Source organism: Limnohabitans sp. (assembly GCF_031539175.1).
GTDB lineage: Bacteria > Pseudomonadota > Gammaproteobacteria > Burkholderiales > Burkholderiaceae_C > Limnohabitans.
Genome location: NZ_JAVKLQ010000074.1, coordinates 43063 through 68075 on the forward strand (window position 1 = coordinate 43063; position 25013 = coordinate 68075).

Annotated in this window: 27 protein-coding genes and 1 pseudogene; 15 read left to right on the forward strand and 13 right to left on the reverse strand. The window is 56.6% G+C overall.

The genetic code is table 11. From position 1 onward, the window contains the following. Nucleotides 1-69: 69 nt before the first annotated feature. From dapA to RMS95_RS13825, 3 genes are read left to right on the forward strand one after another with little or no spacing between them, the layout of a single operon-like run. On the forward strand, nt 70-963 hold the full coding sequence (gene dapA, locus RMS95_RS13815) for a 4-hydroxy-tetrahydrodipicolinate synthase (protein WP_310646778.1): 894 nt from the start codon (nt 70-72) through the stop codon (nt 961-963). A gap of 29 nt (nt 964-992) precedes the next feature. Beyond that, nucleotides 993-2087, forward strand: coding sequence for an outer membrane protein assembly factor BamC (gene bamC / locus RMS95_RS13820; protein WP_310646847.1), 1095 nt, complete (start codon nt 993-995; stop codon nt 2085-2087). Nucleotides 2088-2113: 26 nt separating this feature from the next. Then, nucleotides 2114-2899, forward strand: coding sequence for an MBL fold metallo-hydrolase (locus tag RMS95_RS13825; protein ID WP_310646779.1), 786 nt, complete (start codon nt 2114-2116; stop codon nt 2897-2899). Between the two features lie 61 nt (nt 2900-2960). Here the strand turns inward: RMS95_RS13825 and RMS95_RS13830 are convergent, their stop codons facing one another. Further along, nucleotides 2961-3146 (reverse strand): hypothetical protein, encoded by a 186-nt coding sequence (locus tag RMS95_RS13830; RefSeq protein ID WP_310646780.1) that lies wholly within the window; start codon nt 3144-3146, stop codon nt 2961-2963. A gap of 153 nt (nt 3147-3299) precedes the next feature. After that, complete coding sequence (locus tag RMS95_RS13835; protein ID WP_310646781.1) at nt 3300-4445, reverse strand: cupin domain-containing protein; 1146 nt, start codon at nt 4443-4445, stop codon at nt 3300-3302. A 19-nt stretch (nt 4446-4464) separates the two neighbouring features. Here RMS95_RS13835 and RMS95_RS13840 point away from each other — a divergent pair. Then, nucleotides 4465-4990, forward strand: a pseudogene (locus tag RMS95_RS13840) (peptidylprolyl isomerase). A gap of 1 nt (nt 4991) precedes the next feature. Here RMS95_RS13840 and dut read toward each other — a convergent pair. Both dut and coaBC read right to left on the reverse strand, forming a co-directional pair. Beyond that, the gene (gene dut / locus RMS95_RS13845; protein WP_100132050.1) at nt 4992-5441 is read right to left on the reverse strand and encodes a dUTP diphosphatase; all 450 of its coding nucleotides are present in this window, start codon (nt 5439-5441) and stop codon (nt 4992-4994) included. Between the two features lie 75 nt (nt 5442-5516). After that, nucleotides 5517-6734, reverse strand: coding sequence for a bifunctional phosphopantothenoylcysteine decarboxylase/phosphopantothenate--cysteine ligase CoaBC (gene coaBC, locus RMS95_RS13850; RefSeq protein WP_310646782.1), 1218 nt, complete (start codon nt 6732-6734; stop codon nt 5517-5519). A 70-nt stretch (nt 6735-6804) separates the two neighbouring features. On the opposite strand from coaBC, the gene RMS95_RS13855 reads away from it, so the two are divergent. From RMS95_RS13855 to RMS95_RS13880, 6 genes are read left to right on the forward strand one after another with little or no spacing between them, the layout of a single operon-like run. Next, on the forward strand, nt 6805-8457 hold the full coding sequence (locus tag RMS95_RS13855; RefSeq protein WP_310646783.1) for a CTP synthase: 1653 nt from the start codon (nt 6805-6807) through the stop codon (nt 8455-8457). Nucleotides 8458-8479: 22 nt separating this feature from the next. Next, nucleotides 8480-9337 carry a 3-deoxy-8-phosphooctulonate synthase gene (gene kdsA / locus RMS95_RS13860; protein ID WP_310646784.1) on the forward strand — a complete coding sequence of 286 codons (858 nt, stop codon included), beginning with the start codon at nt 8480-8482 and terminating at the stop codon, nt 9335-9337. Nucleotides 9338-9359: 22 nt separating this feature from the next. After that, a complete protein-coding gene (locus RMS95_RS13865) occupies nt 9360-9650 on the forward strand; it encodes a DUF1330 domain-containing protein (protein WP_310646785.1) in 291 nt (96 codons plus the stop codon). A gap of 27 nt (nt 9651-9677) precedes the next feature. Next, on the forward strand, nt 9678-10961 hold the full coding sequence (gene eno / locus RMS95_RS13870) for a phosphopyruvate hydratase (RefSeq protein ID WP_310646786.1): 1284 nt from the start codon (nt 9678-9680) through the stop codon (nt 10959-10961). 9 nt (nt 10962-10970) lie between these two features. Continuing rightward, nucleotides 10971-11243, forward strand: a complete 273-nt coding sequence (ftsB, locus tag RMS95_RS13875; RefSeq protein ID WP_310646787.1) for a cell division protein FtsB — start codon at nt 10971-10973, stop codon at nt 11241-11243. A gap of 4 nt (nt 11244-11247) precedes the next feature. After that, nucleotides 11248-11691 (forward strand): hypothetical protein, encoded by a 444-nt coding sequence (locus RMS95_RS13880; RefSeq protein WP_310646788.1) that lies wholly within the window; start codon nt 11248-11250, stop codon nt 11689-11691. 1 nt (nt 11692) lies between these two features. On the opposite strand, the gene RMS95_RS13885 is transcribed toward RMS95_RS13880, so the two are convergent. Together RMS95_RS13885 and RMS95_RS13890 are read right to left on the reverse strand one after the other, a co-directional pair. Next, entirely contained in the window at nt 11693-12667 is a 975-nt protein-coding gene (locus RMS95_RS13885) for an Hsp33 family molecular chaperone HslO (protein ID WP_310646789.1), read from the reverse strand. Further along, nucleotides 12667-13191 (reverse strand): gamma carbonic anhydrase family protein, encoded by a 525-nt coding sequence (locus tag RMS95_RS13890; RefSeq protein ID WP_310646790.1) that lies wholly within the window; start codon nt 13189-13191, stop codon nt 12667-12669. Before RMS95_RS13890 ends, RMS95_RS13885 begins: the two co-directional genes overlap by 1 nt. A gap of 42 nt (nt 13192-13233) precedes the next feature. Between RMS95_RS13890 and RMS95_RS13895 the strand changes: the two genes are divergently transcribed. Then, a complete protein-coding gene (locus tag RMS95_RS13895) occupies nt 13234-14034 on the forward strand; it encodes a ferritin-like domain-containing protein (protein WP_310646791.1) in 801 nt (266 codons plus the stop codon). Between the two features lie 42 nt (nt 14035-14076). On the opposite strand, the gene xerD is transcribed toward RMS95_RS13895, so the two are convergent. Then, the gene (gene xerD, locus RMS95_RS13900) at nt 14077-15003 is read right to left on the reverse strand and encodes a site-specific tyrosine recombinase XerD (protein ID WP_310646792.1); all 927 of its coding nucleotides are present in this window, start codon (nt 15001-15003) and stop codon (nt 14077-14079) included. Nucleotides 15004-15010: 7 nt separating this feature from the next. Further along, a complete protein-coding gene (locus tag RMS95_RS13905; protein ID WP_310646793.1) occupies nt 15011-15973 on the reverse strand; it encodes a tripartite tricarboxylate transporter substrate binding protein BugE in 963 nt (320 codons plus the stop codon). 107 nt (nt 15974-16080) lie between these two features. Between RMS95_RS13905 and RMS95_RS13910 the strand changes: the two genes are divergently transcribed. The 4 genes from RMS95_RS13910 to RMS95_RS13925 all read left to right on the forward strand — a co-directional run bounded on the left by RMS95_RS13910 (nt 16081) and on the right by RMS95_RS13925 (nt 20562). Beyond that, the gene (locus RMS95_RS13910; protein ID WP_310646794.1) at nt 16081-16992 is read left to right on the forward strand and encodes an AEC family transporter; all 912 of its coding nucleotides are present in this window, start codon (nt 16081-16083) and stop codon (nt 16990-16992) included. A 93-nt stretch (nt 16993-17085) separates the two neighbouring features. Next, entirely contained in the window at nt 17086-17343 is a 258-nt protein-coding gene (locus tag RMS95_RS13915; RefSeq protein WP_310646795.1) for a type B 50S ribosomal protein L31, read from the forward strand. A gap of 99 nt (nt 17344-17442) precedes the next feature. Next, complete coding sequence (locus RMS95_RS13920) at nt 17443-19167, forward strand: hypothetical protein (protein ID WP_310646796.1); 1725 nt, start codon at nt 17443-17445, stop codon at nt 19165-19167. A gap of 18 nt (nt 19168-19185) precedes the next feature. Beyond that, nucleotides 19186-20562, forward strand: coding sequence for an MATE family efflux transporter (locus tag RMS95_RS13925; RefSeq protein WP_310646797.1), 1377 nt, complete (start codon nt 19186-19188; stop codon nt 20560-20562). A gap of 4 nt (nt 20563-20566) precedes the next feature. Here RMS95_RS13925 and phoR read toward each other — a convergent pair whose 3' ends face one another. The 5 genes from phoR to pstA are packed head-to-tail and all read right to left on the reverse strand — an operon-like array spanning nt 20567 to nt 25013. Then, the gene (gene phoR, locus RMS95_RS13930; RefSeq protein WP_310646798.1) at nt 20567-21922 is read right to left on the reverse strand and encodes a phosphate regulon sensor histidine kinase PhoR; all 1356 of its coding nucleotides are present in this window, start codon (nt 21920-21922) and stop codon (nt 20567-20569) included. Between the two features lie 10 nt (nt 21923-21932). Further along, nucleotides 21933-22631, reverse strand: a complete 699-nt coding sequence (gene phoB, locus RMS95_RS13935) for a phosphate regulon transcriptional regulator PhoB (RefSeq protein ID WP_310646799.1) — start codon at nt 22629-22631, stop codon at nt 21933-21935. Between the two features lie 16 nt (nt 22632-22647). Then, nucleotides 22648-23349: a phosphate signaling complex protein PhoU gene (gene phoU, locus RMS95_RS13940; protein WP_310646800.1), complete on the reverse strand. Its 702-nt coding sequence runs from the start codon at nt 23347-23349 to the stop codon at nt 22648-22650. Between the two features lie 14 nt (nt 23350-23363). Then, the gene (gene pstB, locus RMS95_RS13945) at nt 23364-24140 is read right to left on the reverse strand and encodes a phosphate ABC transporter ATP-binding protein PstB (RefSeq protein WP_310646801.1); all 777 of its coding nucleotides are present in this window, start codon (nt 24138-24140) and stop codon (nt 23364-23366) included. A gap of 18 nt (nt 24141-24158) precedes the next feature. Beyond that, entirely contained in the window at nt 24159-25013 is an 855-nt protein-coding gene (gene pstA, locus RMS95_RS13950) for a phosphate ABC transporter permease PstA (RefSeq protein WP_310646802.1), read from the reverse strand.

Sequence of the window (25013 nt, forward strand, 5' to 3'; positions counted from 1 at the left end):
CAAGCTCTCGGCAAAACCCGTTGAAGCACTGGCTAGAATGACCCTTTTACCCCGACCGAACTTGCGGACATGACACCTATCACCGGCAGCATCGTGGCACTGGCCACCCCCATGCACACAGACGGCAGCGTTGACTACCCCACTCTGCGCAAACTCATCGACTGGCACATTGCAGAAGGCACCGATTGCATCGGCGTCGTGGGCACGACCGGCGAGTCGCCCACCGTGAATGTGGAAGAACACTGCGAAATCATCCGCGTGTCGGTCGAACAAGCCGCCAAACACACCGAACGTCATGTCCCCATCATGGCGGGCTGCGGCGCCAACTCAACAGCCGAAGCGATTGAGCTGGCTAAGTTTGCTAAAAAAGTAGGCGCACATTGCCAATTGCAAGTGGTGCCCTACTACAACAAGCCCACCCAAGAAGGTCAGTACCAACACTTCAAAGCCATTGCAGAAGCCGTGGATTTGCCCGTCATTTTGTACAACGTCCCCGGTCGCAGCGTGGCCGATATGGCGCACGACACGGTGTTGCGTTTGGCCCAAGTGCCAGGCATCGTTGGCATGAAAGAAGCCACCGGCAACATCGAACGTGCTCAGTGGCTGATTCGCGATGTGCCCAAAGGCTTTGCGGTTTATTCGGGTGACGATCCCACGGCTGTGGCGTTGATGCTCTGTGGCGGCCAAGGCAATATCAGCGTCACCGCCAACGTGGCGCCGCGCTTGATGCACGAGTTGTGCGTGGCCGCAATGGCTGGCGACGTCAAACGTGCCATGGAGATTCAGTTCAAGCTGATGCCTGTGCACAAGCACCTGTTTGTGGAAGCCAACCCAATTCCCGTGAAATGGGCGATGACACGCATGGGCCTGTGCGGCCCCACCTTGCGTTTGCCCATGACCGAACTCACCCCATCTAACGAACCCGTGGTTGAAGGCGCTCTGCGCGCTGCTGGTTTGATTTGACACACACAAAGGCTTTCGCTGTGACGCTTATCTCTTCTTTGACGCGTACTGGCGTCATCTGGTTGGCCTTGGGTTTGTTGAGCGCATGCAGCTCACTGATGGACACCGACAAGGTGAACTACAAATCCGACGGCACGGCCAAAATCGTGCCGCTGGACATCCCACCGGACTTGACACAACTGGCCCGCGACACGCGTTATACCGTCCCCGGCGGCTCGGTCCTGGCCAGCAACATGTCCGCACCTCAAGCTGCGGCATTGCCGACCACCGCGGTCAAACAAATCAACGATGTGAGTTTGGAGCGTGATGGCCGCCAGCGCTGGCTCGTGGTCAACCGCCCAGCAGAAGCGGTGTGGCCGATTGCACAAGCATTTTGGAAAGAAAACGGTTTCACCTACACCGTCGAGCAAGAACAACTGGGCTTGCTGGAAACTGAGTGGGCTGAAAACCGCGCCAAGATTCCACAAGACTTCATCCGACGCACCTTGGGCAAAGTTTTCAACGGGCTGTACTCGTCGGGTACGCGCGACAAATTTCGCACACGCTTAGAGCGCAACAACGCGGGTGGCGTTGAAATTTATGTGACCCACCGCGGCATGAGCGAAGAGTACACCGACGCCTCGAAAACACGCACCATGTGGCAAGCCACCCCCAGCGATCCCGAACTGGAAGCTGAGTTTTTGAGCCGCTTGATGGTCAAGCTGGGTGTTTCTGCAGAGCAAACCAAATCGATCTTGGCCAGCAAAACAACCACAACGGCCTCCATGGCGATCGTCAACAGCGGTGGCACCAGCACATTGACCTTGCCCGATTCGTTTGACGTGGCATGGCGTCGTGTGGGCTTGGCACTGGACCGCACAGGCTTCACCGTAGAAGACCGCGACCGCGCCAAAGGCATTTACTTTGTGCGTTACGTGGATACGGCGGAAAAAGAGGAAAAAGGCTTCCTCACCAAGTTGTTCAGTGCCTCGACGCCTGAAGCGGGTCCGGTGAAATATCAGATTCGCGTCGCATCCAATCAGGCACAAACTCAGGTGACCGTTCACACCGCCACAGGTGAAACCACGGGCAATGCGCCCATTGCGGCACGCATCCTGAAATTGTTGTCTGACGATCTGCGCTGAGCACCTAGCTCAGATGACCCCGCGTCATGCTGCGCTTTAAAAGCCTGGGCAGCGGCAGCTCAGGCAATGCCACCTTGGTCGAGGCCAAGAGTGGCGCTCAGACCACCCGCTTATTGATTGACTGCGGCCTGCGCCTGCGTGATCTAGAGACGCGCCTTGAAGAGGCAGGCACGCGGATTGAAGCCTTAGATGCCATCTTCATCACCCACGAGCACGGCGATCACATTGGCTGTGCGCGCAGCTTGGTCAAACGTCACAACACCCCCATCTGGATGAGCCGAGGCACTTGGCTGGCAATTCAAGACCCACACTGGCTGCCCTTGCAGACGTGGGTCAAAGAAGTACGTGATGGACAAACCTTGGTATGCGGGGAATTGCAAATTTCGCCCTTCACCGTGCCCCACGATGCCCGCGAGCCTTTGCAGTTGCGGTGCACCAATGGTGATCGTCAATTGGGCGTGGTCACCGATTTGGGGCACGTGACACCGCATGTGGTCGCGGCCTTACAAGGCTGTCATGCGTTATTGCTCGAAAGCAACCACGACCCCGACATGCTCCAGCGATCAAGCTACCCCAACTTTCTCAAACAGCGCGTGGGCGGCGCGTGGGGGCATTTGGCCAACCATGCAGCCGCAGACTTGCTCCAACAAATCAAACACAGCGCCCTCAACCACGTACTCGCCGCCCACCTGAGTGAGCGCAACAACACACCAGAACTGGCCCGTGCCTGTTTGTCTGAGGTCATGGGTTGTATGCCACTAGACATTGATGTGGCAAATCCCATTGGTGGCAGCGGATGGATTGACGTTTGATTTTCAATCGCCCATGAAAAAAGCCACCCGAGGGTGGCTTTTGCATTCATCCGAAGACGAATTACTTGCTGGCGGCTTCAGCAGCAGGAGCGGCAGCAGATGCGTCAGCAGCAGGAGCCGAAGCTTCAGCAGCAGGAGCAGCAACTGGAGCAGCAGGAGCGGCTTCAACAGCAGGGGCTTCTTTTTTACCGCAAGCAACGAGAGCAGCAGCAGCCAGGAGGGTCGCCAACAGGAGCGATTTTTTCATGTCAATTTTCCTTAAAGGGAGGGGGATAAAACAATTTTCGAAAATTGCCATGGCTTTCACCATGACCGAGCTGATGGACTCGAGCCCTTCTAACTCAGCCTTCAATTATAGGGGTAAATCCTGAGCTGGTGCAGAAAGCGCGTCAGCTCTGCGTCATCTTGGGGCATCCTGCGCATTCGCGTGCAGCCAGCCATCGTCGCACCAGTCATTGAGCAAAGACAAAGCATCGGCACTGGCGGTCGCGAGCGATGCTTCGTTCAAACAACGTTCGTCCGCTAATTTACGCATCAATGTGGCATCTTTGCCTGCAGCGCGCCAACTTTCACCATTGAGAAAAATATGATGACTGTCGTACATCATGCGGCTTCGTCTGTCTAAATGCACAGTTTTGAGCTTTTTTGGCGGCAAACCTGCCTCGAACCACACATTGGCTTTGGGCTCGGTCAGGAACTCGCCCAAGGCACGGGGCAACGCCAGCGGATCGTTGACCGCGCGTTGCAGCGCTGATTTGGCAAAGTCGACCAAACCTTCTGGAATGGCCGCAGGCTTGGTCACCCCGGCTTGATCGGCGTCTTTGTAAAGTTCACAACCGACGGCATCTTCAGCCTCTTCGCTCACTCGGATCAGCAGCTCACGCGCTAAGCCACCCATTTGTGGCGTTCTGAAACCGACCGAATAGGTCATGCATTCCCCGACTGCCACGCCATCGTGGGCGTAGCGCGGTGGCAAATACAACATGTCGCCAGGGTTGAGCACCCATTCTTGTTCTGGCTTGAAATTGGCCAAAATCTTCAGGGGCATGTCGGGCACCAAAGACAAGTCTTTTTGGCGACCAATGCGCCAACGACGCTGACCATGCGCTTGCAACAAAAAGACGTCGTAGCTGTCAAAGTGTGGCCCCACGCCGCCGCCGTCGGTGGCGTAACTGATCATCACGTCATCCAAACGGGCATCAGGCACAAACCGAAATTGCTGCATCAACGCGGCCACACGGTCATCGTGCAGATCCACGCCTTGCACCAACAAAGTCCAATCGCGCTCGGTGAGCTTGGGAATGGCTCGGCGCTTGAACGGACCGCGCTGCATGTCCCATGCGCGTTGCCCATCGTTGTCACCGATCACCAAGCGTGATTCAACCTCCGCGTGTTCTGCCAAGTCAAACAACTCGGGACGGCTCAACAAAGCCTTGAATTCGGGAAAAGCTTGGCGCACCAGCAACGGCTTGCGTTGCCAATAGGTGTTCATGAACTCGGTTGGGCTGATGCCACCAAGAAGAGTTAGGGGTTTGTTCACATTCATCGTGCGACAATTTTGCCCTATGGAAATTACCCAACACTGCGTGGTCGGCTTAACTTGGACCTTGAAAGACACCTTAGGCGAGGTGCTCGACGAATTAGACGAACCGATTGAGTTCTTGCTCGGCGGGGATGACTTGCTGCAAAAAATCGAAGAAGCCCTGCACGGTCATGACGTGGGCGCACAAATCGACCTGCATCTCGAACCCGAAGAAGCGTTTGGCGATTACGACGAAAACTTGGTTTTCTTGGAAGCGCGTTCGCGCTTTCCTAAAGAATTAGAAGAAGGCCACACGGTCGAAGGGCATGCCTTGCCTGAAGGCTGCAACCCCGACGCACCGCAAGACTTGCTCTACACGGTGACCGACCTCTATCCCGAGCATGTGGTGTTAGATGGCAACCACCCGCTAGCCGGCATCGCGATTCGCATTCACCTTCAGGTGGCCTCGTTACGCGAAGCCACGCAAGAAGAGCAAGAACGCGGCAGCATGGGCACATGGGTTTTTCAAAATCGAACCCCAAGCGCCAGGTGGCGGCTTGCTGCACTGAGTTACTTTTTACCCGTGGAGCCGTAACCGCCCTCACCGCGCTCACTGGCGGCGGCAAACTCATTCACCACATTGAATTGCGCTTGCACCACAGGCACGATGACGAGTTGCGCCAAACGCTCCATAGGTTCTAGCGTGAACGCCACGGTGCTGCGGTTCCAAGCGCTGACCATCAATTGGCCTTGGTAATCGCTGTCGATCAAGCCCACCAAGTTGCCCAACACGATGCCGTGTTTGTGGCCCAAACCAGAACGCGGCAAGATGAGTGCGGCATAAGCGGGATCAGCCAAATGAATGGCAATGCCCGTGGGCACCAGCTGCCATGCATTGGGTTCCAGCGTGATGGGCGCGTCTAAGCACGCACGCAAATCCAAGCCAGCGCTACCGGGCGTGGCGTACTGCGGCAGATGCTCTGCCATGCGGGGGTCGAGAATTTTGACGTCGAGTTTCATGATGACTTGAGTGAACAGAATGTTGAGAATTTAAAAAGCGACCAGTCGCCAATATGCCGCAGGGATTCGCCAGCGTTACGCAGATGTCAAACGATGCGCGATCTCAGCCACCAACTGACGCGCGAGCGTGAGCTTGTTGGCATGCGGTAACTCTTTTGCGCCTTGCGCGTCTACCAAGAGCAAGGCGTTGTCGTCTAAACCAAAAGTGGCGGGGCCAATATTGCCCACTAGCAGCGGCACACCTTTGCGTTCACGTTTGGCGGTGGCGTGTTGGAGCAAATCATGGCTCTCAGCCGCAAAACCTACGCAATACAAATCACCATTTTTGGCACGGGCAGATTGCGCCACGCCCGCCAGGATGTCTGGGTTTTCCACAAAATTCAGTTGTGGCAACTGCCCTGAGCCGTCTTTTTTAATCTTCTGCCCCGCCACATCAGCAACGCGCCAATCCGCCACAGCGGCGGTCGCCACGAACACAGAAGCGGCATCGACATGCGTCGCCACTGCGGCTTGCATATCCAAGGCAGAGCGCACATCCACACGCCATACGCCACGCGGCGTAGGCAAATGCACGGGACCAGCCACCAACGTCACCTCCGCGCCCGCTTCACGCGCAGCACGGGCGATGGAAAAGCCCATCTTGCCGCTGGACAAATTGGTGATGCCACGCACGGGGTCCATCGCCTCATACGTCGGGCCTGCCGTGACGAGCAGATGCTGGCCAGCCAAAACTTTGGGCTGGAAGAACGCAATCAGGTCTTCCACAATTTCTTCTGGCTCCAGCATGCGACCGTCGCCCGTTTCGCCACACGCTTGTTCGCCCTGCCCCACGTCCAGCACATGTGCGCCATCCGCGACGAGCTGGGACATATTGCGCTGGGTCGCGGGGTGCTGCCACATCTCGCGGTTCATTGCGGGCGCCAAAATCAAAGGCACCCGTTCGATCGGGCGGGCCAAACACATGAGACTGAGCAAATCGTCCGCACGACCATGCAGCAGTTTGGCCATGAAGTCGGCACTGGCTGGGGCGACCAGAATGGCATCGGCCTCACGGCTTAAATTGATGTGCGCCATGTTGTTGGGCTCGCGTGCATCCCACTGCGAAACATACACAGCGCGGTTCGACAAGGCTTGCAGCGTGACAGGGGTGATGAACTGGGCGGCGGCCTCGGTCATGACCACTTGAACCGTGGCCCCGGCTTTGACCAAAGCACGGCACAGCTCGGCCGCTTTATAGCAGGCGATGCCCCCGCTCAAACCCAAAACAATGTGCTTATTTGACAGATCAGACATGGCTCGCAATGTAGCAGAGCGCCTATAATTTCGATTTCCACCTACCGGGAGATCAGACTCCCGATCTGGCATGACCCAATTTGTATTCGTCACTGGCGGTGTTGTCTCTTCCCTTGGTAAGGGAATTGCAGCCGCCTCACTCGCCGCCATCCTCGAATCGCGCGGCCTCAAAGTCACCCTCATCAAGCTGGACCCCTACATCAACGTAGACCCAGGCACCATGTCGCCGTTCCAGCACGGCGAGGTGTTCGTCACCGAAGACGGCGCAGAAACCGACCTCGATTTGGGCCACTACGAGCGCTTCATCACGACGCGCATGAAAAAGGCCAACAACTTCACCACAGGCCAGATTTACCAAAGCGTGCTCGACAAAGAGCGTCGCGGTGACTACTTAGGCAAAACGGTGCAAGTCATCCCACACATCACCAACGAAATTCAAGAGTTCGTGAAACGTGGTGCAGCCTATGGCACCCCTGAAGCGGTGGATGTGGCCATCGTTGAAATCGGTGGCACCGTGGGCGACATCGAGTCCCTGCCCTTCCTCGAAGCAGCTCGCCAAATGAGCTTGAAACTCGGCCCACACAACACCGCGTTTGTGCACCTGAGCTATGTGCCTTGGATTGCCGCCGCTGGCGAACTCAAAACCAAGCCCACCCAACACACCGCCCAAAAGCTGCGCGAAATCGGCATCCAAGCCGACGCCCTGCTGTGCCGTGCTGACCGTCCAATTCCTGAAGAAGAGCGCCAAAAAATCAGCCTCTTCTCCAACGTGCCTGAGTGGGGCGTCATCTCCATGTGGGACGTGGACACCATCTACAAAGTGCCACGCATGTTGCACGAGCAAGGTCTGGACCGCTTGGTGTGCGAGAAGTTGCGCATCAACGCGCAACCGGCCAACTTGCAACGCTGGGACGATTTGGTCCACGAAGTGGCCAACCCGAAAGAAGAAGTCACCATCGCCATGGTGGGCAAGTACGTCGACCTGTCGGACAGCTACAAGTCACTCAACGAAGCACTGCGCCACGCCGGCATGAAGAACCATGCACGCGTGAAGATTGAGTACATCGACTCTGAATTCATCACGCCTGAGAACGTCAACCAGCTCGACAAATTTGATGCGGTCTTGGTGCCTGGCGGCTTTGGCATTCGCGGCGTGGAAGGCAAGATTTCGTCTGCCCAATTCGCCCGTGAAAACAAAGTGCCTTACCTCGGCATCTGTCTCGGTATGCAAGTGGCCACCATCGAATACGCCCGCCACATGGCGGGCCTCACAGACGCCAACAGCACCGAGTTTGTGCCCGATGGCCCTAACCCCGTGATCGCCCTCATCAACGAGTGGAAAGATGCGGATGGCAGCATCCAAACACGCACGGCCAGCTCCAACCTCGGCGGCACCATGCGCTTGGGAGCGCAAAGCTCAGACGTGGCGCCCGGCACCTTGGCTCACAAGATTTACGGCGATGTAGTGACCGAGCGTCACCGCCACCGCTACGAAGCCAACGTGAACTACCTCGACACGCTGCGCAAAGCAGGCTTGGTGATTTCGGCTTTGACCCAGCGCGAGCAATTGACCGAGATCGTTGAATTGCCACAAACTGTCCACCCTTGGTACATGGGCGTTCAATTCCACCCCGAGTTCAAATCCACCCCATGGGATGGCCATCCGTTGTTTAACGCCTTCGTCAAAGCGGCGTTGGATCACAAAGCCTCGGCCAAAGCCTAACTTTCACAACACAGGACACCCCATGAAACTTTGCGGATTTGACGTTGGCCTGAACCAACCTTTCTTTTTGATCGCAGGCACTTGCTCGATCGAAGGCTTGGAAATGTCCATTGACGTGGCCGGCCAGCTCAAAGAAATCTGCACGAGCTTGGGCATCCCGTTGATCTACAAAGGTTCATTCGACAAAGCCAACCGCTCGTCTGGTAACACCAAACGCGGTGTGGGCATGGATGCAGGTTTGAAGATCCTCGACGAAGTGCGCCGCCAATTGCATTTACCCATCCTCACCGATGTGCATGACGATTCGCAAGTCAAAACTGTGGCCAGCGTGGTCGATGTGTTGCAAACCCCCGCCTTCTTGTGCCGCCAAACCGACTTCATCCGTGCCGTGGCGCAATCGGGTAAGCCGGTGAACATCAAGAAGGGCCAATTCTTGGCCCCTTGGGACATGAAGAACGTCATCGACAAAGCCCGCGACGCTGCACGCGAAGCCGGCCTGCCCGAAAACAACTTCTTGGCCTGCGAACGCGGCGTGAGCTTTGGCTACAACAACCTCGTGGCCGACATGACCAGCTTGGCTGAAATGCGCAAGTCCGGCGCGCCCGTGGTGTTTGATGTGACCCATTCGGTACAAAAACCTGGCGGTCAAGGCACCAGCAGTGGTGGCGCCCGCGAAATGGTGCCCGTGTTGGCCCGCGCCGGTGTGGCGGCAGGTGTTGCTGGCTTGTTCATGGAAACACACCCTTGCCCCTCAGAGGCTTGGTCTGATGGCCCGAACGCGGTGCCCTTGGGCAAGATGAAGGCTTTGCTAGAAACCTTGGTGCAGCTCGACGCCGTGACCAAGAAGAACCCCTTTCTCGAAAACGACTTCGGCGCTTAACGCGCATCCACAAGGAAGCACCATGCCATCGGGTTACATCATCGCCAACGTTCGCGTCACCAACCCCGAGCAGTACGAGGAGTACCGCAAGTGGTCGACCGCTGCGTTCAAAGCGCATGACGCAGAACCCTGCGTGCGCGGCGGACAGGTGGAAGTACTCGAAGGCGATTGGGTTCCTGAGCGTGTGGTGGTTTTGAAGTTCAAGAGCTTTGAAGCTGCCAAGGCCTTTTACCACTCCCCCGAATACGGCAAAGCACGTGCTGCCCGCGAAGGCGCGGCCATCATGCGCTTGATTGCCGTTGAAGGTGTTTGATTTTTAAACTTGAAACTAGGAAGAAAAATGAGCGCAATCGTTGATATCGTCGCCCGCGAAATTTTGGACAGCCGCGGCAACCCCACCGTCGAATGTGATGTGTTGCTGGAATCCGGCACCATGGGCCGTGCCGCTGTGCCATCTGGCGCCTCCACGGGCAGCCGCGAAGCCATTGAGCTGCGCGACGGTGACAAGAGCCGCTACCTCGGCAAAGGCGTGTTGAAAGCGGTTGAGCACATCAACACCGAAATTTCCGAAGCCGTGTTGGGCTTGGACGCTTCTGAGCAAGCCTTCCTCGACAAAACCTTGATCGACCTCGACGGCACCGACAACAAGAGCCGCCTGGGCGCCAACGCTTTGTTGGCCGTGTCGATGGCTGTAGCACGTGCTGCGGCTGAAGAGTCTGGCTTGCCTTTGTACCGTTACTTCGGTGGCATGAATGGCAACCAATTGCCTGTGCCCATGATGAACGTCATCAACGGCGGCGCACACGCCAACAACAACTTGGACCTGCAAGAGTTCATGATCATCCCCGTGGGCGCCCCCTCGTTCCGCGAAGCTGTGCGTTACGGTGCTGAAGTGTTCCACGCCTTGAAGAAAATCATCCACGACAAAGGCATGAGCATTGCTGTGGGCGACGAAGGTGGCTTTGCCCCTAACGTCACCAGCCACGAAGCCGCGATCCAAATGATCTTGGACGCGATTGCCGCTGCGGGCTACACCGCCGGTGAGCAAATCGCTATCGGTTTGGACTGCGCGGCCAGCGAGTTCTACAAAGACGGCAAGTACCACTTGTCTGGCGAAGGCTTGCAATTGACAGCCCAACAGTGGACCGACATGCTCGCCACCTGGTGCGACAAGTACCCCATCATCAGCATCGAAGACGGCATGGCCGAAAACGACTGGGACGGCTGGAAAGTGTTGACCGACCGCTTGGCCAAGAAAGTGCAAATCGTGGGTGACGACTTGTTCGTGACCAACACCAAGATTTTCAAAGAAGGCATTGACAAAGGCATCGCCAATTCGATCCTCATCAAGATCAACCAAATCGGCACCTTGACCGAAACGTTCGAAGCCATCGAGATGGCCAAGCGTGCAGGCTACACCGCCGTGATCAGCCACCGTTCGGGCGAAACCGAAGACAGCACCATTGCCGACATCGCTGTGGGCTTGAACGCGGGTCAAATCAAAACCGGTTCGATGAGCCGTTCTGACCGCATGGCCAAGTACAACCAACTCTTGCGCATCGAAGAAGACTTGGGCGACGTGGCGGTGTACCCAGGCCGCGCTGCGTTTTACAACCTGCGTTAAGTCCCACCTGTGCTGCGACCTCTCCACTTGATTTTGTTGGCCTTGCTGCTCGTGCTGCAAGGCCAGCTGTGGCTGGGTCGCGGCAGTGTGCCCGACGTGATGCGCTTGCGCCAAGTTCTCAAAGACCAAAAGCAACAAAATGCGGCATCGCGTTTGGCCAACGACCGCCTGAGCGCCGAACTCCATGATTTGAAAGACGGGCTGGAAATGGTCGAAGAGCGTGCGCGCTCTGAAATTGGCATGGTCAAGCCGAACGAAATTTTCGTGCAAATCGCACGCTAACCCCATGCGTATCGCCATCCTTGGCGCGCCCCAGACGGGCAAATCGCAGCTCACACACGCCTTCAGTGCCTATTTCACAGCACGGCAGATTGACTTGCCCGTGATCGACGCCCCATCCCCCGAACAGCTCGCCCCCGACGACATTGTGTTGCTCTGTGGGCTTGACCTGACGCCAGCGGCGTCTGTGGCACAAGACCGAACTGATCAAGCGCTGCGACAAATCCTCGCGCATCAACACACCGCATTTCAAGTGGTCTATGGCCAAGGGGCTGAACGCTTCACGCATGCGCTGTATGCCGCAGCGCTACGCGCACAGGCCATGGGTTTAGACGCCTTGGCTGCACATATGCGGCAACCTGAACCGATACGTTGGACGGGCGTTTGCGAAAACTGCGCGGACGCAGACTGCGAACACCGGCTGTTCAGCCAGCTGCTCGCAAAAAAATAACTTATTGCAGCGACGTCGGCGCAGGCGGTTGCTGCACGGGGGGTGCAAAGATGTGTGCCGCGTCGACCGGGTCGTAACGGTATTGCTGGCCACAGAAATCGCAGCCCACTTCAATCTCGCCCCGCTCAGCCAAGATGCTTTCCGCCTCATCGGCGCCCAAGCTGCGAATCATGTTGCTCACGCGTTCACGGCTGCAAGAGCAGGCAAAACTTGGCGTCAAGGGTTCGAAGCGCACCAAGGTCTCTTCCCAAAACAGGCGACGCAAGATGGTGTCGGCATCCAAGGTCAGCAACTCTTCGGGCGTCAAGGTGCCGGCCAAGATGGCGATGCGGTTGTAGTCTTCGTTGCGACCGATTTCGTCTTCGTCTTCCATGCTGGCCTTGGCCGCCAAATTGCCTTCCCCTTTGATGGGCAAGCGCTGAATCAGCAAACCAGCCGCGGTGGTGTCGTTGGCGGCCAGCACCAAGGTGGTGTCGAGTTGCTCGCTTTGCAGCATGTAGTGCTGCAGCACGTCGCTGAACTTGCTCAGCTTGTTGCGTTGGTCGTCAAACAAAGGCACCACGCCTTGGTAAGGCTGCTGGCCCGGCATTTTGGTTTGCGGGTCCAGCGTGATGGCGCAACGACCTTCGTTGTTCACGTTGACCATCTCAGGCAAAGTGCTCGCCTCACCCAAAGTGCCCACCACCTTGGCGGTTGCACGCAGGCTCAAGTTAGGTTGCACCTCGACCACGGCCAACTTGAGTGGTCCATCGCCAAAAATCTGCATGACCAAGGCGCCGTTGAACTTGATGTTGGACTGCATCAGCACGGCCGCAGCCGTCATCTCACCCAGCAGATGACGCACAGGTTCGGGGTAAGCGCCCGTCTCCCCATTCGCCTCACGGCGCTTCAACACCTCTTGCCACACGTCGGTCAGCTGCACCAACATGCCGCGCACGGGCAAACCATCAAACAGAAATTTATGCAATTCAGACATCAAGCAATCTTCTTCAAACCCGCTTTAAAGCGGTGAGCGTTTTCAACATAGTGCTGCGCGCTGCGGCGCAGACCTTCAATTTGTTCGGGGGTGAGTTGGCGCACCACCTTGGCAGGGCTGCCCAAAATCATGGAGCCATCGGGGAATTCTTTGCCCTCGGTCACCAAAGAGCCCGCACCCACCAAACAGTTTTTACCAATTTTCGCCCCATTCAGCACGATGGCGCCAATGCCAATGAGGGATTCATCACCCACGGTACACCCGTGCAACTGCACCATGTGCCCCACGGTCACGTGTTTGCCCAGCGTCAAGGGCATGCCCACATCGGCATGCAACACGCTGCCATCTTGGACATTGGTGCCTTCACCAATGGTGATCTTGGCCGAGTCGCCGCGCAAGACGCTGCAAAACCACACGCTGCTGTCAGCCGCCATCTCCACTTCGCCCATCACTTGGGCGCTGTCGGCCACCCAAGCAGACTCAGCAATTTGAGGGGTGTGCACATCGAGTTGGTAAACGGCCATGAAAGTCTCCTGTGTGGTTTTGAAATTTTTACAATTGTAGGTATGCAGCATCGTTCCCACGCCCTCACCGCCCTTTGCATTTGCAACCCACACGACAAAGTACAAGCGGTGCAAGCACTGTGGCAACAGCACAGCACATGGACGCTATCTGTTCACACACGGCCCGAGACCCGCGCCACAGACACCTTGCCTGGTCGCCCTGAACGGCCTCGGCTGATTCCTGCACAACAGGTCCCGACCCGAAAACCGTTTACCCCCGAAGGCTTGGCGGCCTTGTTACATGCGGTGTGTCACATTGAATTCAATGCCATCAACTTGGCGCTCGACGCCGTTTGGCGTTTCAACGACATGCCCGAGCCCTATTACATCGACTGGCTAAGGGTCGCGTTTGAAGAATCACAGCACTTTGAATTGCTACACACGCATCTGCAAAGCTTGGGCTACCAATACGGCGACTTCGACGCGCATGACGGTCTGTGGCAAATGTGCGAAAAAACAGCAGACGATGTGCTCGCACGCATGGCGCTGGTGCCGCGCACGCTTGAAGCGCGTGGGCTGGATGCCACGCCCCTCATTCAAGACAAACTGCGCAAAGCAGCCAGCCCTGCCGCCATTCGGGCTGTGGAGATTTTGGACATCATCTTGCGCGACGAAGTGGGCCATGTCGCCATTGGCAACCACTGGTACCACTGGTTGTGCGAGCAACGCGATCTCGACCCCGTGACGCTGTATGGCAACTTGGTTCAGCGCTACGACGCACCCAAGCTCAAACCACCCTTCAACACGTTAGCCCGCAAAAAAGCAGGCTTTACCGACCTCGAACTGGCGTACTTACTGGGTTAAACCCACCACACACACACAAACCATGCTGAAACGGTCCACCGCTCATCCACGTGGGTGGTGTGACGCGTGCAAGGACTTCAGACGCTCACGCGCAATGTGCGTATAAATCGTAGTGGTGGAAATATCGGCATGCCCCAACAGCATTTGCACAGCCCGCAAATCGGCGCCATGGTTGAGCAAATGCGTCGCAAAGGCGTGGCGCAAGGTGTGCGGAGAAATGGACTGCTGAATACCGGCTTTGAGCGCATAGCGCTTGATCAGCTGCCAAAACATAGCGCGGGTCATGGCCTCACCGGCATGGGCCCCGCGCGAAGTGACAAACAAAGCGTCGGTTTGATGACCGGCCAGCAAAGCGGGGCGTCCTTGCGCCAAGTACCGCTGCAACCCGTCCCGCGCCACTTCACCAAACGGCACCAATCGCTCTTTGCTGCCCTTGCCCATGATGCGCAACACACCATCGTTCAAGCTGACATGCAAAGTTTTGAGCCCCACCAACTCGCTCACACGCAGGCCGCTGGCATAGAGCAGTTCCAGCATGGCACGGTCACGCTGGCCCAAAGGGCTGGTCGCATCGGGCGCAGTCAAGAGCCGCTCAACCTGCAACTCGGTCATGGTTTTGGGCGAGCGCATGGGCTGTTTGGCGGTCAAGAGTTTCAGCGTCGGGTCTGCGACCAGCAAACGCTCCCGCAAAGCCCAGCGATAGAACCGCTTGAACACCGTCAAGCGACGGTTGGCACTGGTGGCTTTGGTTTCGGCATGACGCTCAGCAAAGTACTGCTGCAAATCCAACTCTCGGGCAGCCAAGAGCGAGGTATTTTGGGTGTGAAGCCACGCCGACAGCAAATTCAAATCACGACGGTAGGCGGCCAAGGTGTTGGTCGCCAAACCGTTTTCTAGCCAAAGTGCATCGACAAAGGTATCGATGTTGGCATCAGGCGCTTGCGCCTGCGCCGTCTCAACAACTGCCAAAGAGCGCTCAATCCAAAGTCAGCTTTTGCTCAGTCACCACGCGTTTGTAGACCTCAAATTCAGCTTTGATTTGGGCTGCAAATTGCTCCGGCGTGTTGGCCACGATCAAAGAGCCCGTGTCTTCAATGCGTTTGCGCACAGCAGGATCTTCCAATGCTTTGCGCACGCCCGCATTGATTTTGTCGACGATCTCTTTAGGCATGCCCTTGGGGCCGTAAATGCCGTAATAAGCCATGCGGTTCACCGGCTCCAAGCCCACCTCTTTGAACGTGGGCACATTGGGCAACACAGCCAAACGCTGAGGCGCAGCCACCACGATAGGTACCAAACGGTTGTCTTTGATGAAAGGCAAAGCCGAAGGCAAGTTGTCAAAAATCATGGGGACTTGGCCTGCCACGGTGTCATTCAATGCGGGGCCTGCGCCACGGTAAGGAATATGGGTCACAAAGGTGTGGCTCAAGTTTTTGTACAACTCCATTTGCAAATGGCCAATGCCGCCCGTTCCAGACGAAGAGTACGAATATTTACCAGGCGAGCGTTTGACCTCCGCGATAAAGCCTTTGTAGTCCGTGGCGGGGAACGTGGGATGCACGGCAATGATGTTGGGGGTTGCCGCTACGTTGATGATGGGGGTGAAGTCGGTCAACGGGTTGTAAGGAATTTTGGCGTTGATCGCGGGGTTCGCTGCCGTGGTCGACACCGTGGCCATGCCCAAGGAGTAACCATCCGGAATGGCCTTGGCCGTTTCGTTGGCCCCCACCACGCCACCGCCGCCTGCTTTGTTGACCACCACCACGGTTTGGCCCAAGGCCTTGCCCAAAGGCTCTGCGATGACACGCGCCACGATGTCGGTGGTGCCGCCGGGGGCAAAAGGCACTTGCAACTGAATCGTTTTCGTGGGGTAAGCCTGCGCAAATGCAGCGCCTGCGCAGGCGGCGAAAGACAGAGCGACCCAATGACGATGTTGCATATGCGAACTCCTTTTTTGAAAATGAGAAATCTAAAATGACATGTTCAAGTCGCATCCTATACGCAAGAACGACGGGCAAGAATTGAACAGCGGTTATTCTCTGCTGGGTGAATTACCTAGAGTTACTTTTCCCCGATTTTTCGCTCATCCTGTGTGGCTATTTCCTATGCCGCTACACGGCGCTCGATCGCAGCGTGTGGGAGCCCGTCGAGCGCTTGGTTTATTTTTTCCTGTTTCCTGTTCTGCTGTTCCACTCTATCGTGCGTTCGCCTCTAGACATGCAAGCCGCCTCGCATCTGATCATGGCTGGGCTGGTGCTAGGGTTTTGGAACATTGGTATTTCATACGCACTGCCTCATCTGCCATGGATTGGGCGCCATATCTCCGCCCGATTGCACGCGGGCAGTGCACAAGTCGGCTTTCGCTTCAATTCATTCATTGCGCTGGCGTTGGCGGATCGCGTAGCAGGCCCGCAAGGCCTATTGTTGATTGCCGTCTTGATCGGCGTCTGTGTGCCTTTGTTCAATGTGGCAGCCGTTTGGCCCATGGCCAAGCATGCGCAAAAAGGCTTTCTCGGCGAGTTGGTACGCAATCCGTTGATCATTGCGACCTTGTCGGGCTTGATCGCCAATATTCTCGGATTTCAATTGCCCGACTGGGCAATTCCTAGCGTGCAGCGGATTGGCGGGGCTTCATTGGCCTTAGGGCTCATGTCGGCGGGGGCTGGCATGCAATTTGGCAAACTGTCTCAAGCCAAAACACTCAGTGTCGCGCTGCTTGGCGTTCGACACTTTTTAGCACCTGTGGTGGCTTTTGGTTTAGCCAAATGGTTTGAACTCGATCGCGTACAAACCACCGTTTTGATGGCGTTTTCAGCCCTCCCCACCGCATCTACCTGCTATGTGTTGGCCGCACGCATGGGCTACGACGGGGGGTATGTCGCGGGTTTGGTCACACTGTCCACACTTTTGGGCTTAATCAGCCTGCCTTTTGCGTTCAGCCTGCTGGGCTGGTCATGAGAACAGCTTAAGGTTGTGGCACAATAACACGTTTTGCGGAAAGTGCGCCGAAATAGGTCGACGTGGCTACCGCAGCTGCTAAGGAAGAAGACGATGAAAGAAGGCATTCACCCCAACTACCGTGAAATCTGTTTCATGGATATGTCCAACGGGTTCAAGTTTGTGACACGTTCGTGCGCAAACACCAAAGAAATGATCAAGATGGAAGACGGCCGCGAACTGCCGTTGTACAAGCTGGATACCACCAGCGAATCACATCCTTTCTACACAGGTACTCAAAAGTCTGTCGACAACATGGGCGGCCGCGTCGAGCGCTTCCGCAACAAGTACGGCAAGACCGTCGCCAAGTAAGCCAAGCGCTCACTTATCAAAAGGCAGCCCGACTATCGGCGCTGCCTTTTTGCATTTAAAGCCCCTTCTTTTGTTTTTGCGTTCAAGCCATCCAAGCCTGTGACTGACCCCACCCCCGCCATCGTTGCCCAAAGTGCCGTTCGCCGCCTACCGCGTTTGGCGCTATGGCTGTTTTGTGCCGCCTATGTTTTGCCAGGGTTACTTGGTCGTGAACCTTGGAAAGGCAACGAATTCACAGCATTTGCGCAAATGTTGGCCCTCTCTGAAGGCGCAAGCAGCTGGCTCAACCCCACGGTGTGGGGACAAGCGCCCGACTTAGACGCCTTGCTGCCTTATTGGCTGGGCGCTTGGGCCATTCAAATCGCTCCCGGCTGGATGTCTGCCGGCTTGGCCTCGCGCATGCCCTTTGCACTGCTGTTAGGCGTGACGCTGGCGAGCACATGGCACGGCGCCTATTATTTGGGCCTCAGCCCACAGGCGCAGCCCGTGGCTTTTGCTTTTGGAGGCGAAGCCAAGCCCAAAGACTATGCGCGCACCATCGCCGATGGCGCGGTCTTGGCATTGATGGCTTGCCTTGGGCTGTCATTGCTTTCTCACGAAGCCTCTCCCATCTTGGCGCAACTGGCTTTTGTGGGTTGTGCGTTTTATGGCGTGGCGGCCCTGCCCTATCACCCGCGCTACAGCCTGAGTGCTCTGAGCATAGGCTTACTCGGTTTGTGTCTGAGTGGTGCCCCTAGCTTTGCGGTCTTGATGGCGGTGGGCAGCGGTCTGTTGTGCTTGTTAGACCGTCAAAGCACCACGCCTCAAATCGGCCGTCAACATGCGTTGTGGTTATTGCTCATGGGGGTCGTGGTTGCAGCTTTGGCCACCGCACTTGACGTTTGGCATTGGCGCTTGATGCCTCTGCACAACGACTGGGCCGAATGGCGCAGTCTGTTGCGCTTGCTGGCATGGTTCACTTGGCCTGCTTGGCCTTTGGCCCTTTGGACACTTTGGCGGTGGCGCCGTCAATGGACCTCACTGCATTGGAGCCGCCACTTGGTACTGCCCATGTGGTTCGCCGCCCTGACCGTGAGCACCGCCATGCTGACCTTGTCTGCGGACCGCACCTTGCTGCTGGCCCTGCCCGCGCTGGCCACCTTGGCTGCATTTGCCCTGCCCACCCTGCGTCGCAGCATGGCGGCCTTCATCGACTGGTTCACCCTGCTCTTCTTCTCGGGCTGCGCCTTCATCATTTGGGTCGTGTGGATCGCCATGCAAACCGGCTGGCCCGCACAACCGGCTGCGAACGTGGCACGACTCGCACCAGGCTTTGAGCCCAGCTTTGGCTGGATCGCCTTCAGCGTGGCGGTGTTAGCCACAACAGCTTGGGCCTGGTTGGTCGTGTGGCGTGTGGGCAAGCATCGGCATGCACTCTGGAAGAGCTTGGTGTTGCCCGCAGGCGGCGCAGCCCTGTGTTGGCTCTTGCTGCTCACCCTCTGGCTGCCTTTGCTCGATTTCGCGCGTAGCTACGCGCCTTGGGTGCAGCAAATCCGAAGTGTCATGGCCAAAGAAACACCCATGAAGCCCGCTTGCTTGATGAGCTACGGTTTGGACGTGGGCCAAATGACCGCCTTCCACTACCACGGCGGGTTTGACATACAGCCCCTCGATGACGTCGAGACGCCACAACGCGCCGATTGCGAATGGCTGTTGGTCGACAACGACTTACGGCCCGGGCTTGCGCACGTCGTTCGCTTGAACGAGTGGCAGCGCGTGCGCACCATCCGACGTCCATCAGACAACGACGAAGACGTCACGCTGTACCACCGCCGTCAGCCTTGATCTGCAAAGTCACCTGCCGTGAGTACTGAACTCGCCACCATCTTGCGCCACGCCGGTACGGTGTTGGTGGGTCAACTCGCCGTCATGGCGTTTGGCATCACCGACACCTTGGTCGCAGGACATTTTGCCGACACCGCTTTGGCCGCACTGTCCGTGGCCTCGGCCACCTACATCACCATCCACATTTCACTGATGGGTTTGCTGCAGGCATTGCTGCCGGTCTGGGCCGAGCTGCACGGCGCTGGACGTCAGGCCGACGTGGGGCGCTCCTTGCGCCAAGCCTTGTACCTGTGCGCGATCACAATTTTGATTGGCATGGGAGCGCTACTGCTTCCAGGACCCTTGTTACGTTGGACACAGGTACCACTTGAACTGCAAGCACAGGTGCAAGACTACCTCACCATCGTCGCCTTTGGTGTCCCCGCCTCCCTGCTATTTCGCCTTTACAGCACGCTCAACCAAAGCCTCGGCAAGCCCAAATTGGTGACGTGGGTTCAGGTGGGCGCGTTGGCGGTCAAAGTACCGCTGTCCATCTTGTTGGTGCTGGGCATTCCCGGCTGGCTCGCGCCTATGGGTTTGGTTGGCTGCGCATGGGCCACATTGGCTGTCAACTGCCTGATGCTGGCCTTGGCCCTATGGCTGCTTCGCACGCAAGATTTTTACAAACCCTTCCAGATTTGGGCCCCCATGGAAGCGCCCAACGGCGCCGTGTTGCTGCGTTTTCTGCGCTTGGGCCTGCCCAGTGGCTTGGCCATTGGGGTTGAAGTCACCTCATTCACCTTGATGTCGTTGTTCATTGCCCGTCTAGGCGTGGTGGCATCGGCCAGCCACCAAATCGTGGCCAACATGGCAGCGGTGCTCTACATGGTGCCACTGGCGCTGTCGATTGCCAGCAGTGCACGCATCAGCTACTGGCTGGGCGCCGACCAAGTCCCCAAAGCACGTCGGGCGTTGCGAACGGGCTTTAGCTTGGTGTTGTTGATGTGCCTGAGTTTGTCGCTGTTGCTGTGGACACAACGAACGGCTTTGGCGTCCGTTTACACGCAATCACCCGCAGTGGCCACACTAGCCGCCACCTTGCTGGCATGGCTGGTGCTGTATCACTTCGCAGATGCCATTCAAGTGTTTTGTGTCTTTGCACTTCGTTGCTACGGCGTCACTTTGCTACCGCTGGTGACTTACACCGTACTGCTTTGGGGTGTGGGTTTGGCTGGCGGTTATGTCGTCGCCTATGCTTGGCCTGACGACCGAGCAGCTGTGTCATGGCTGACGCCTCAGTCGCCATTGGCATTTTGGCAAACCAGCAGCTTGGCCTTGTGCTTCACAGCGGCCCTGTTGCTGGCCGTTTTATGGCGCGTGGCCTACCGTCAGCGCGACCGAACCTCACGCCATTGACAATTTAACGCGCAGGGCTTAGCCGCCAACGCGTGCCAGGCAAAACCAAGGTGAAGGTAGAACCTTGCCCCAGCACGCTGGTGACCACCAAACTCCCCCCATGGCGTTGCATGACATGTTTCACAATCGCGAGCCCCAAGCCCGTGCCGCCCGACTCCCGCGAGCGACTGCGATCCACACGGTAAAACCGCTCCGTCAAACGAGGTAAATGCTCAGCCGCAATGCCTGCGCCTGAGTCTTTGACCGACAGTTGCAAATGGCCATCGGGTTTCAGGCAGGCATTGACTTGAATCGTGCCGTCTACAGGGGTGTAACGCACGGCATTGCTGACCAAGTTCGACAAGGCACTTTGCAACTCACGCGGCTCGCCCAGCAACACGGCCTCTGACAAACTGGGATCCACCGAGAATTCAATGGTTTGTACGCCCACACCATTGGCCATCGTCGCCGATAGCCCAAGTGCTTCCTGTTCGCAAGCCTTCATCAATTGATCCAAAGGCAATTGCGAATGCACGCTAGGGTTAGGACTGCCCTCCAAGCGCGACAAGGTCAACAAATCTTCCACCAAGGTTTGCATGCGGTGTGCTTGTGTGGACATCAACGCCAAATAACGCTGTTGATCATCGGGCGGCAAACTCAAGGTTTGCAGCGTTTCGACAAAGCCAGACAACACCGTCAAAGGCGTGCGGATTTCGTGCGACACATTCGCCACAAAATCACGACGCATCGCTTCGGCTTGCTCTAGCAAAGTCACATCGCGTGTGATCAGCATTTGCTTACCTTCGCCATAACGGTGACGCTGCAAAGACAAGCGCACAGGACGATCCATGCGGTGACCACGCCCTTCAATCACCACCGATTCATCTGGATCGCTGTCGGCCATGTAGGCCGTGAAGATGGGATCTCGCATCAAGTTACCAATGCGTTGCATTTGGTCACGTTCGACATCAATGCCCAATTGCTGGGCAGCGGTTTGGTTGCACCACTCAATTTGACTTTGGGCATCCAGCAATACCACCCCGTTAGGCGATGCTTGGATGGCGGATAAAAAATCTTTCAAGCGTTGATCGCTGGAAGCGATCACACGCTCTTGCTGACGCAATAAGCTGCGCGCACGATCCACAACATCGCCCCACAAGCCCACAAGTTGTGGCGCTTGATGAAGGTCCCCCGAACGCAGCCATGCAACGACCCGCAAGCCACGCGACGTGTCAATCACCCACCAGAGCACGCCACCCAACAACGCCCCAATGAGCAACCATATTCCGACGGTTTTTCCGCCTTGGTAAAAGCCCCAAAATGCGCCTGAAGCAGCGCCCACCAAGAGCACCACCAACCAACTGAATGTTCGCCAAAGCACGAGCAGCGCCTTAACCTTTAGGGGTGTGAGGTGCCGTCAATCGGTACCCCACGCCGCGCACAGTTTCAACCAACACCCCAGCCTCACCCAAGGCTTCACGCAAGCGTTTGACGTGCACGTCAACCGTGCGTTCTTCGATGAACACGTGGTCGCCCCAAACGCGGTCAAGAAGTTGACTACGGCTGTGAACGCGCTCGGCGTGATGCATCAAATAGTTGAGCAACTTGAATTCGGTGGGCCCCAGTTTGATCGCTTGGTCATTGAAGCTGACGCGGTGCGTGGCACCATCCAATTGCAAACCACCCACACGCACCACATCGCTGGCTTGTTCAGGTGCGCGGCGACGCAAAACCGCGCGGATGCGGGCCAAAAGCTCTTGCGTCGAAAAAGGTTTGGTGATGTAGTCATCGGCGCCTGCATCCAAGCCTGCAATCTTGTCGGGCTCATCACCGCGGGCGGTGAGCATCAAAATTGGGATGGTCTTGGTGCGCGCATCGGCACGCCAACGGCGAGCGAGTTGAATGCCCGATTGCCCCGGCAGCATCCAATCCAACAAAATGACATCAGGCAACACCTCATCTAAGTGCGCCTGTGCCGCCTCGCCGTCACCGGCCAACACGGCGAGCATGCCGTGGTGACGCAAATTAACCCCAATCAACTCGGCAATCGCCGGCTCATCTTCGACCACTAAAACGCGTGCAATCTTCATTTACAAAATTTCTCAATTAACCCATGGACGATTCAACATCGGCCAATGGGGTATGGCGCACATCTTCACCTTTGACGATGTAGATGACAAACTCAGCAATGTTTTTCGCGTGATCGCCAATGCGTTCAATCGCCTTAGCGATGAACAACAAATCCAAGCTCGCCGAAATGGTGCGTGGGTCTTCCATCATGTAGGTGATGAGCTTGCGCACAAAGCCATCGAACTCTTGGTCGATGTCGTTGTCTTCGCGCAAGATGCTCACAGCCATAGGAATGTCCAAACGCGCGAACGAGTCCAGCGCTTTGCGCAACAAGCCAGACGCCATCTCGGCTGACACACGCAAATCAGACGAGGGCAGCGAACGGGGCGCGTTGCTTTCCACAATGGACTTGACCATGCGCGCAATCTTGGCGGCCTCATCGCCCACACGCTCTAAGTTGGCCGTGGTTTTAGACATCGCCATCAACAAACGCAAGTCGCGCGCTGTGGGCTGGCGGCGGCCGATGATGGACGCGATCTCGCGGTCAATTTCGACTTCCGCGCTGTTCACTTTGTTTTCAGTCACCAGCACATCGTCTGCGACCTCAAGGCTGAACTGAGACAAAGCGTAGACGGCTTGGCGAATTTGCGACTCCACCAAACCACCCAATGCCATCACATGGGAAGAAATATTGTTGAGGTCAGCATCAAACTGTGAGGACAAATGTTTATCAGACATGGTTCGCTTTCGTTTTAGCCAAAACGGCCGGTGATGTAGTCTTCAGTCGCGGTCTTGTTGGGTTTGAAGAAGATTTGTTCGGTCTCACCAAACTCCACCAATTCGCCCAAATACATATAAGCTGTGTAGTCGCTGCAACGCGCAGCTTGTTGCATGTTGTGCGTCACGATGGCGATGGTGTAGTCGGCCTTCAACTCATGCACCAACTCTTCCACCTTGCCTGTCGAAATCGGATCAAGCGCAGAAGTCGGTTCATCCAACAACAACACCGATGGTTTCACCGCCACGCTGCGCGCGATGCACAAACGCTGCTGTTGACCGCCTGACAGCGAGAGTCCGTTTTGACCCAGCTTGTCTTTGACTTCGCTCCACAGAGCCGCCTTCGTCAGCGCCCATTCCACACGCTCATCCATCTCACTCTTGCTGAGGGTTTCGTACAAACGCACACCAAAGGCGATGTTGTCGTAAATCGTCATCGGGAACGGTGTAGGCTTTTGAAACACCATGCCGATGCGGGCGCGCAAGAGGTTCAAGTCTTGCTTGGGATCCAAAATGTTTTGACCATAGAAATTGATCTCACCTTCCGCGCGCTGACCTGGATACAGGCTGTACATGCGGTTCAACGTACGCAGCAAGGTCGACTTGCCACAGCCCGATGGGCCAATGAATGCTGTGACTTTGCGCTCTGCAATGTTCATGGTGACATTGCGTAAACCTTGAAATTTGCCGTAGAAAAAATTGAGGTCACGCACTTCAAGTGCGTTTTTGATAGCGGGTTTGGTATCCGTCATTTTGTAATCCAAATGAAATTAGGCGTTTGCTTTTTCGCGGAAGAACACGCGGGCCAAGATGTTGAGTGCCAACACCGTCAAAGTGATCAAGAGTGCACCCGCCCAAGCCAAACGCACCCAGTTCTCGTAGGGACTCATCGCAAACTGAAAAATCACAACTGGCAAATTGGCCATGGGAGCGCCCATGTTGGTGCTGAAGAATTGGTTATTCAAGGCGGTGAACAGCAAGGGGGCGGTCTCGCCACTGATGCGGGCAACGGCCAGCAACAACCCCGTCATCACACCGCTTTTTGCTGCACGCAAAGTGATGAACGTGGAGACTTTCCAGCGCGGTGCACCCAGCGCAAAAGCTGCTTCACGCAAACTGCCAGGCACCAAGCGCAGCATGTTTTCTGTGGTCCGCATGATCACAGGCACCGCGATCAGTGACAAAGCCAAGCTACCCGCAAAGCCCGAAAAGTTACCCACGGTGGCGACCGCGATGGAATAGACAAACAGTCCCAACACAATGGACGGCGCAGACAACATGATGTCTGTGACGAAGCGGGTCAGCTCGGCTGTTTTGCTTTGGTCACCAAACTCCGTGAGGTAAACGCCAGCCAAGATGCCCACGGGCGTGGCAACCAACACGGTCAAACCCACAATCATCAAGCTACCCACAATGGCATTACGCAAACCACCGCCTTCGGTACCAGGCGCTGGGGTGTCGCTGGTGAACAAATGGCCATCCAAGGCTGACAAGCCATTGGAGAACAAGACATACAAAATCCAAAGTAAGGCGGCGAGACCGACCAACATCGCGGTCATGGAAAACACCAAGCCGAGCATGCTGACCATGCGCCGCTTCATATAAAGCTGTTTATTCATGTCCAT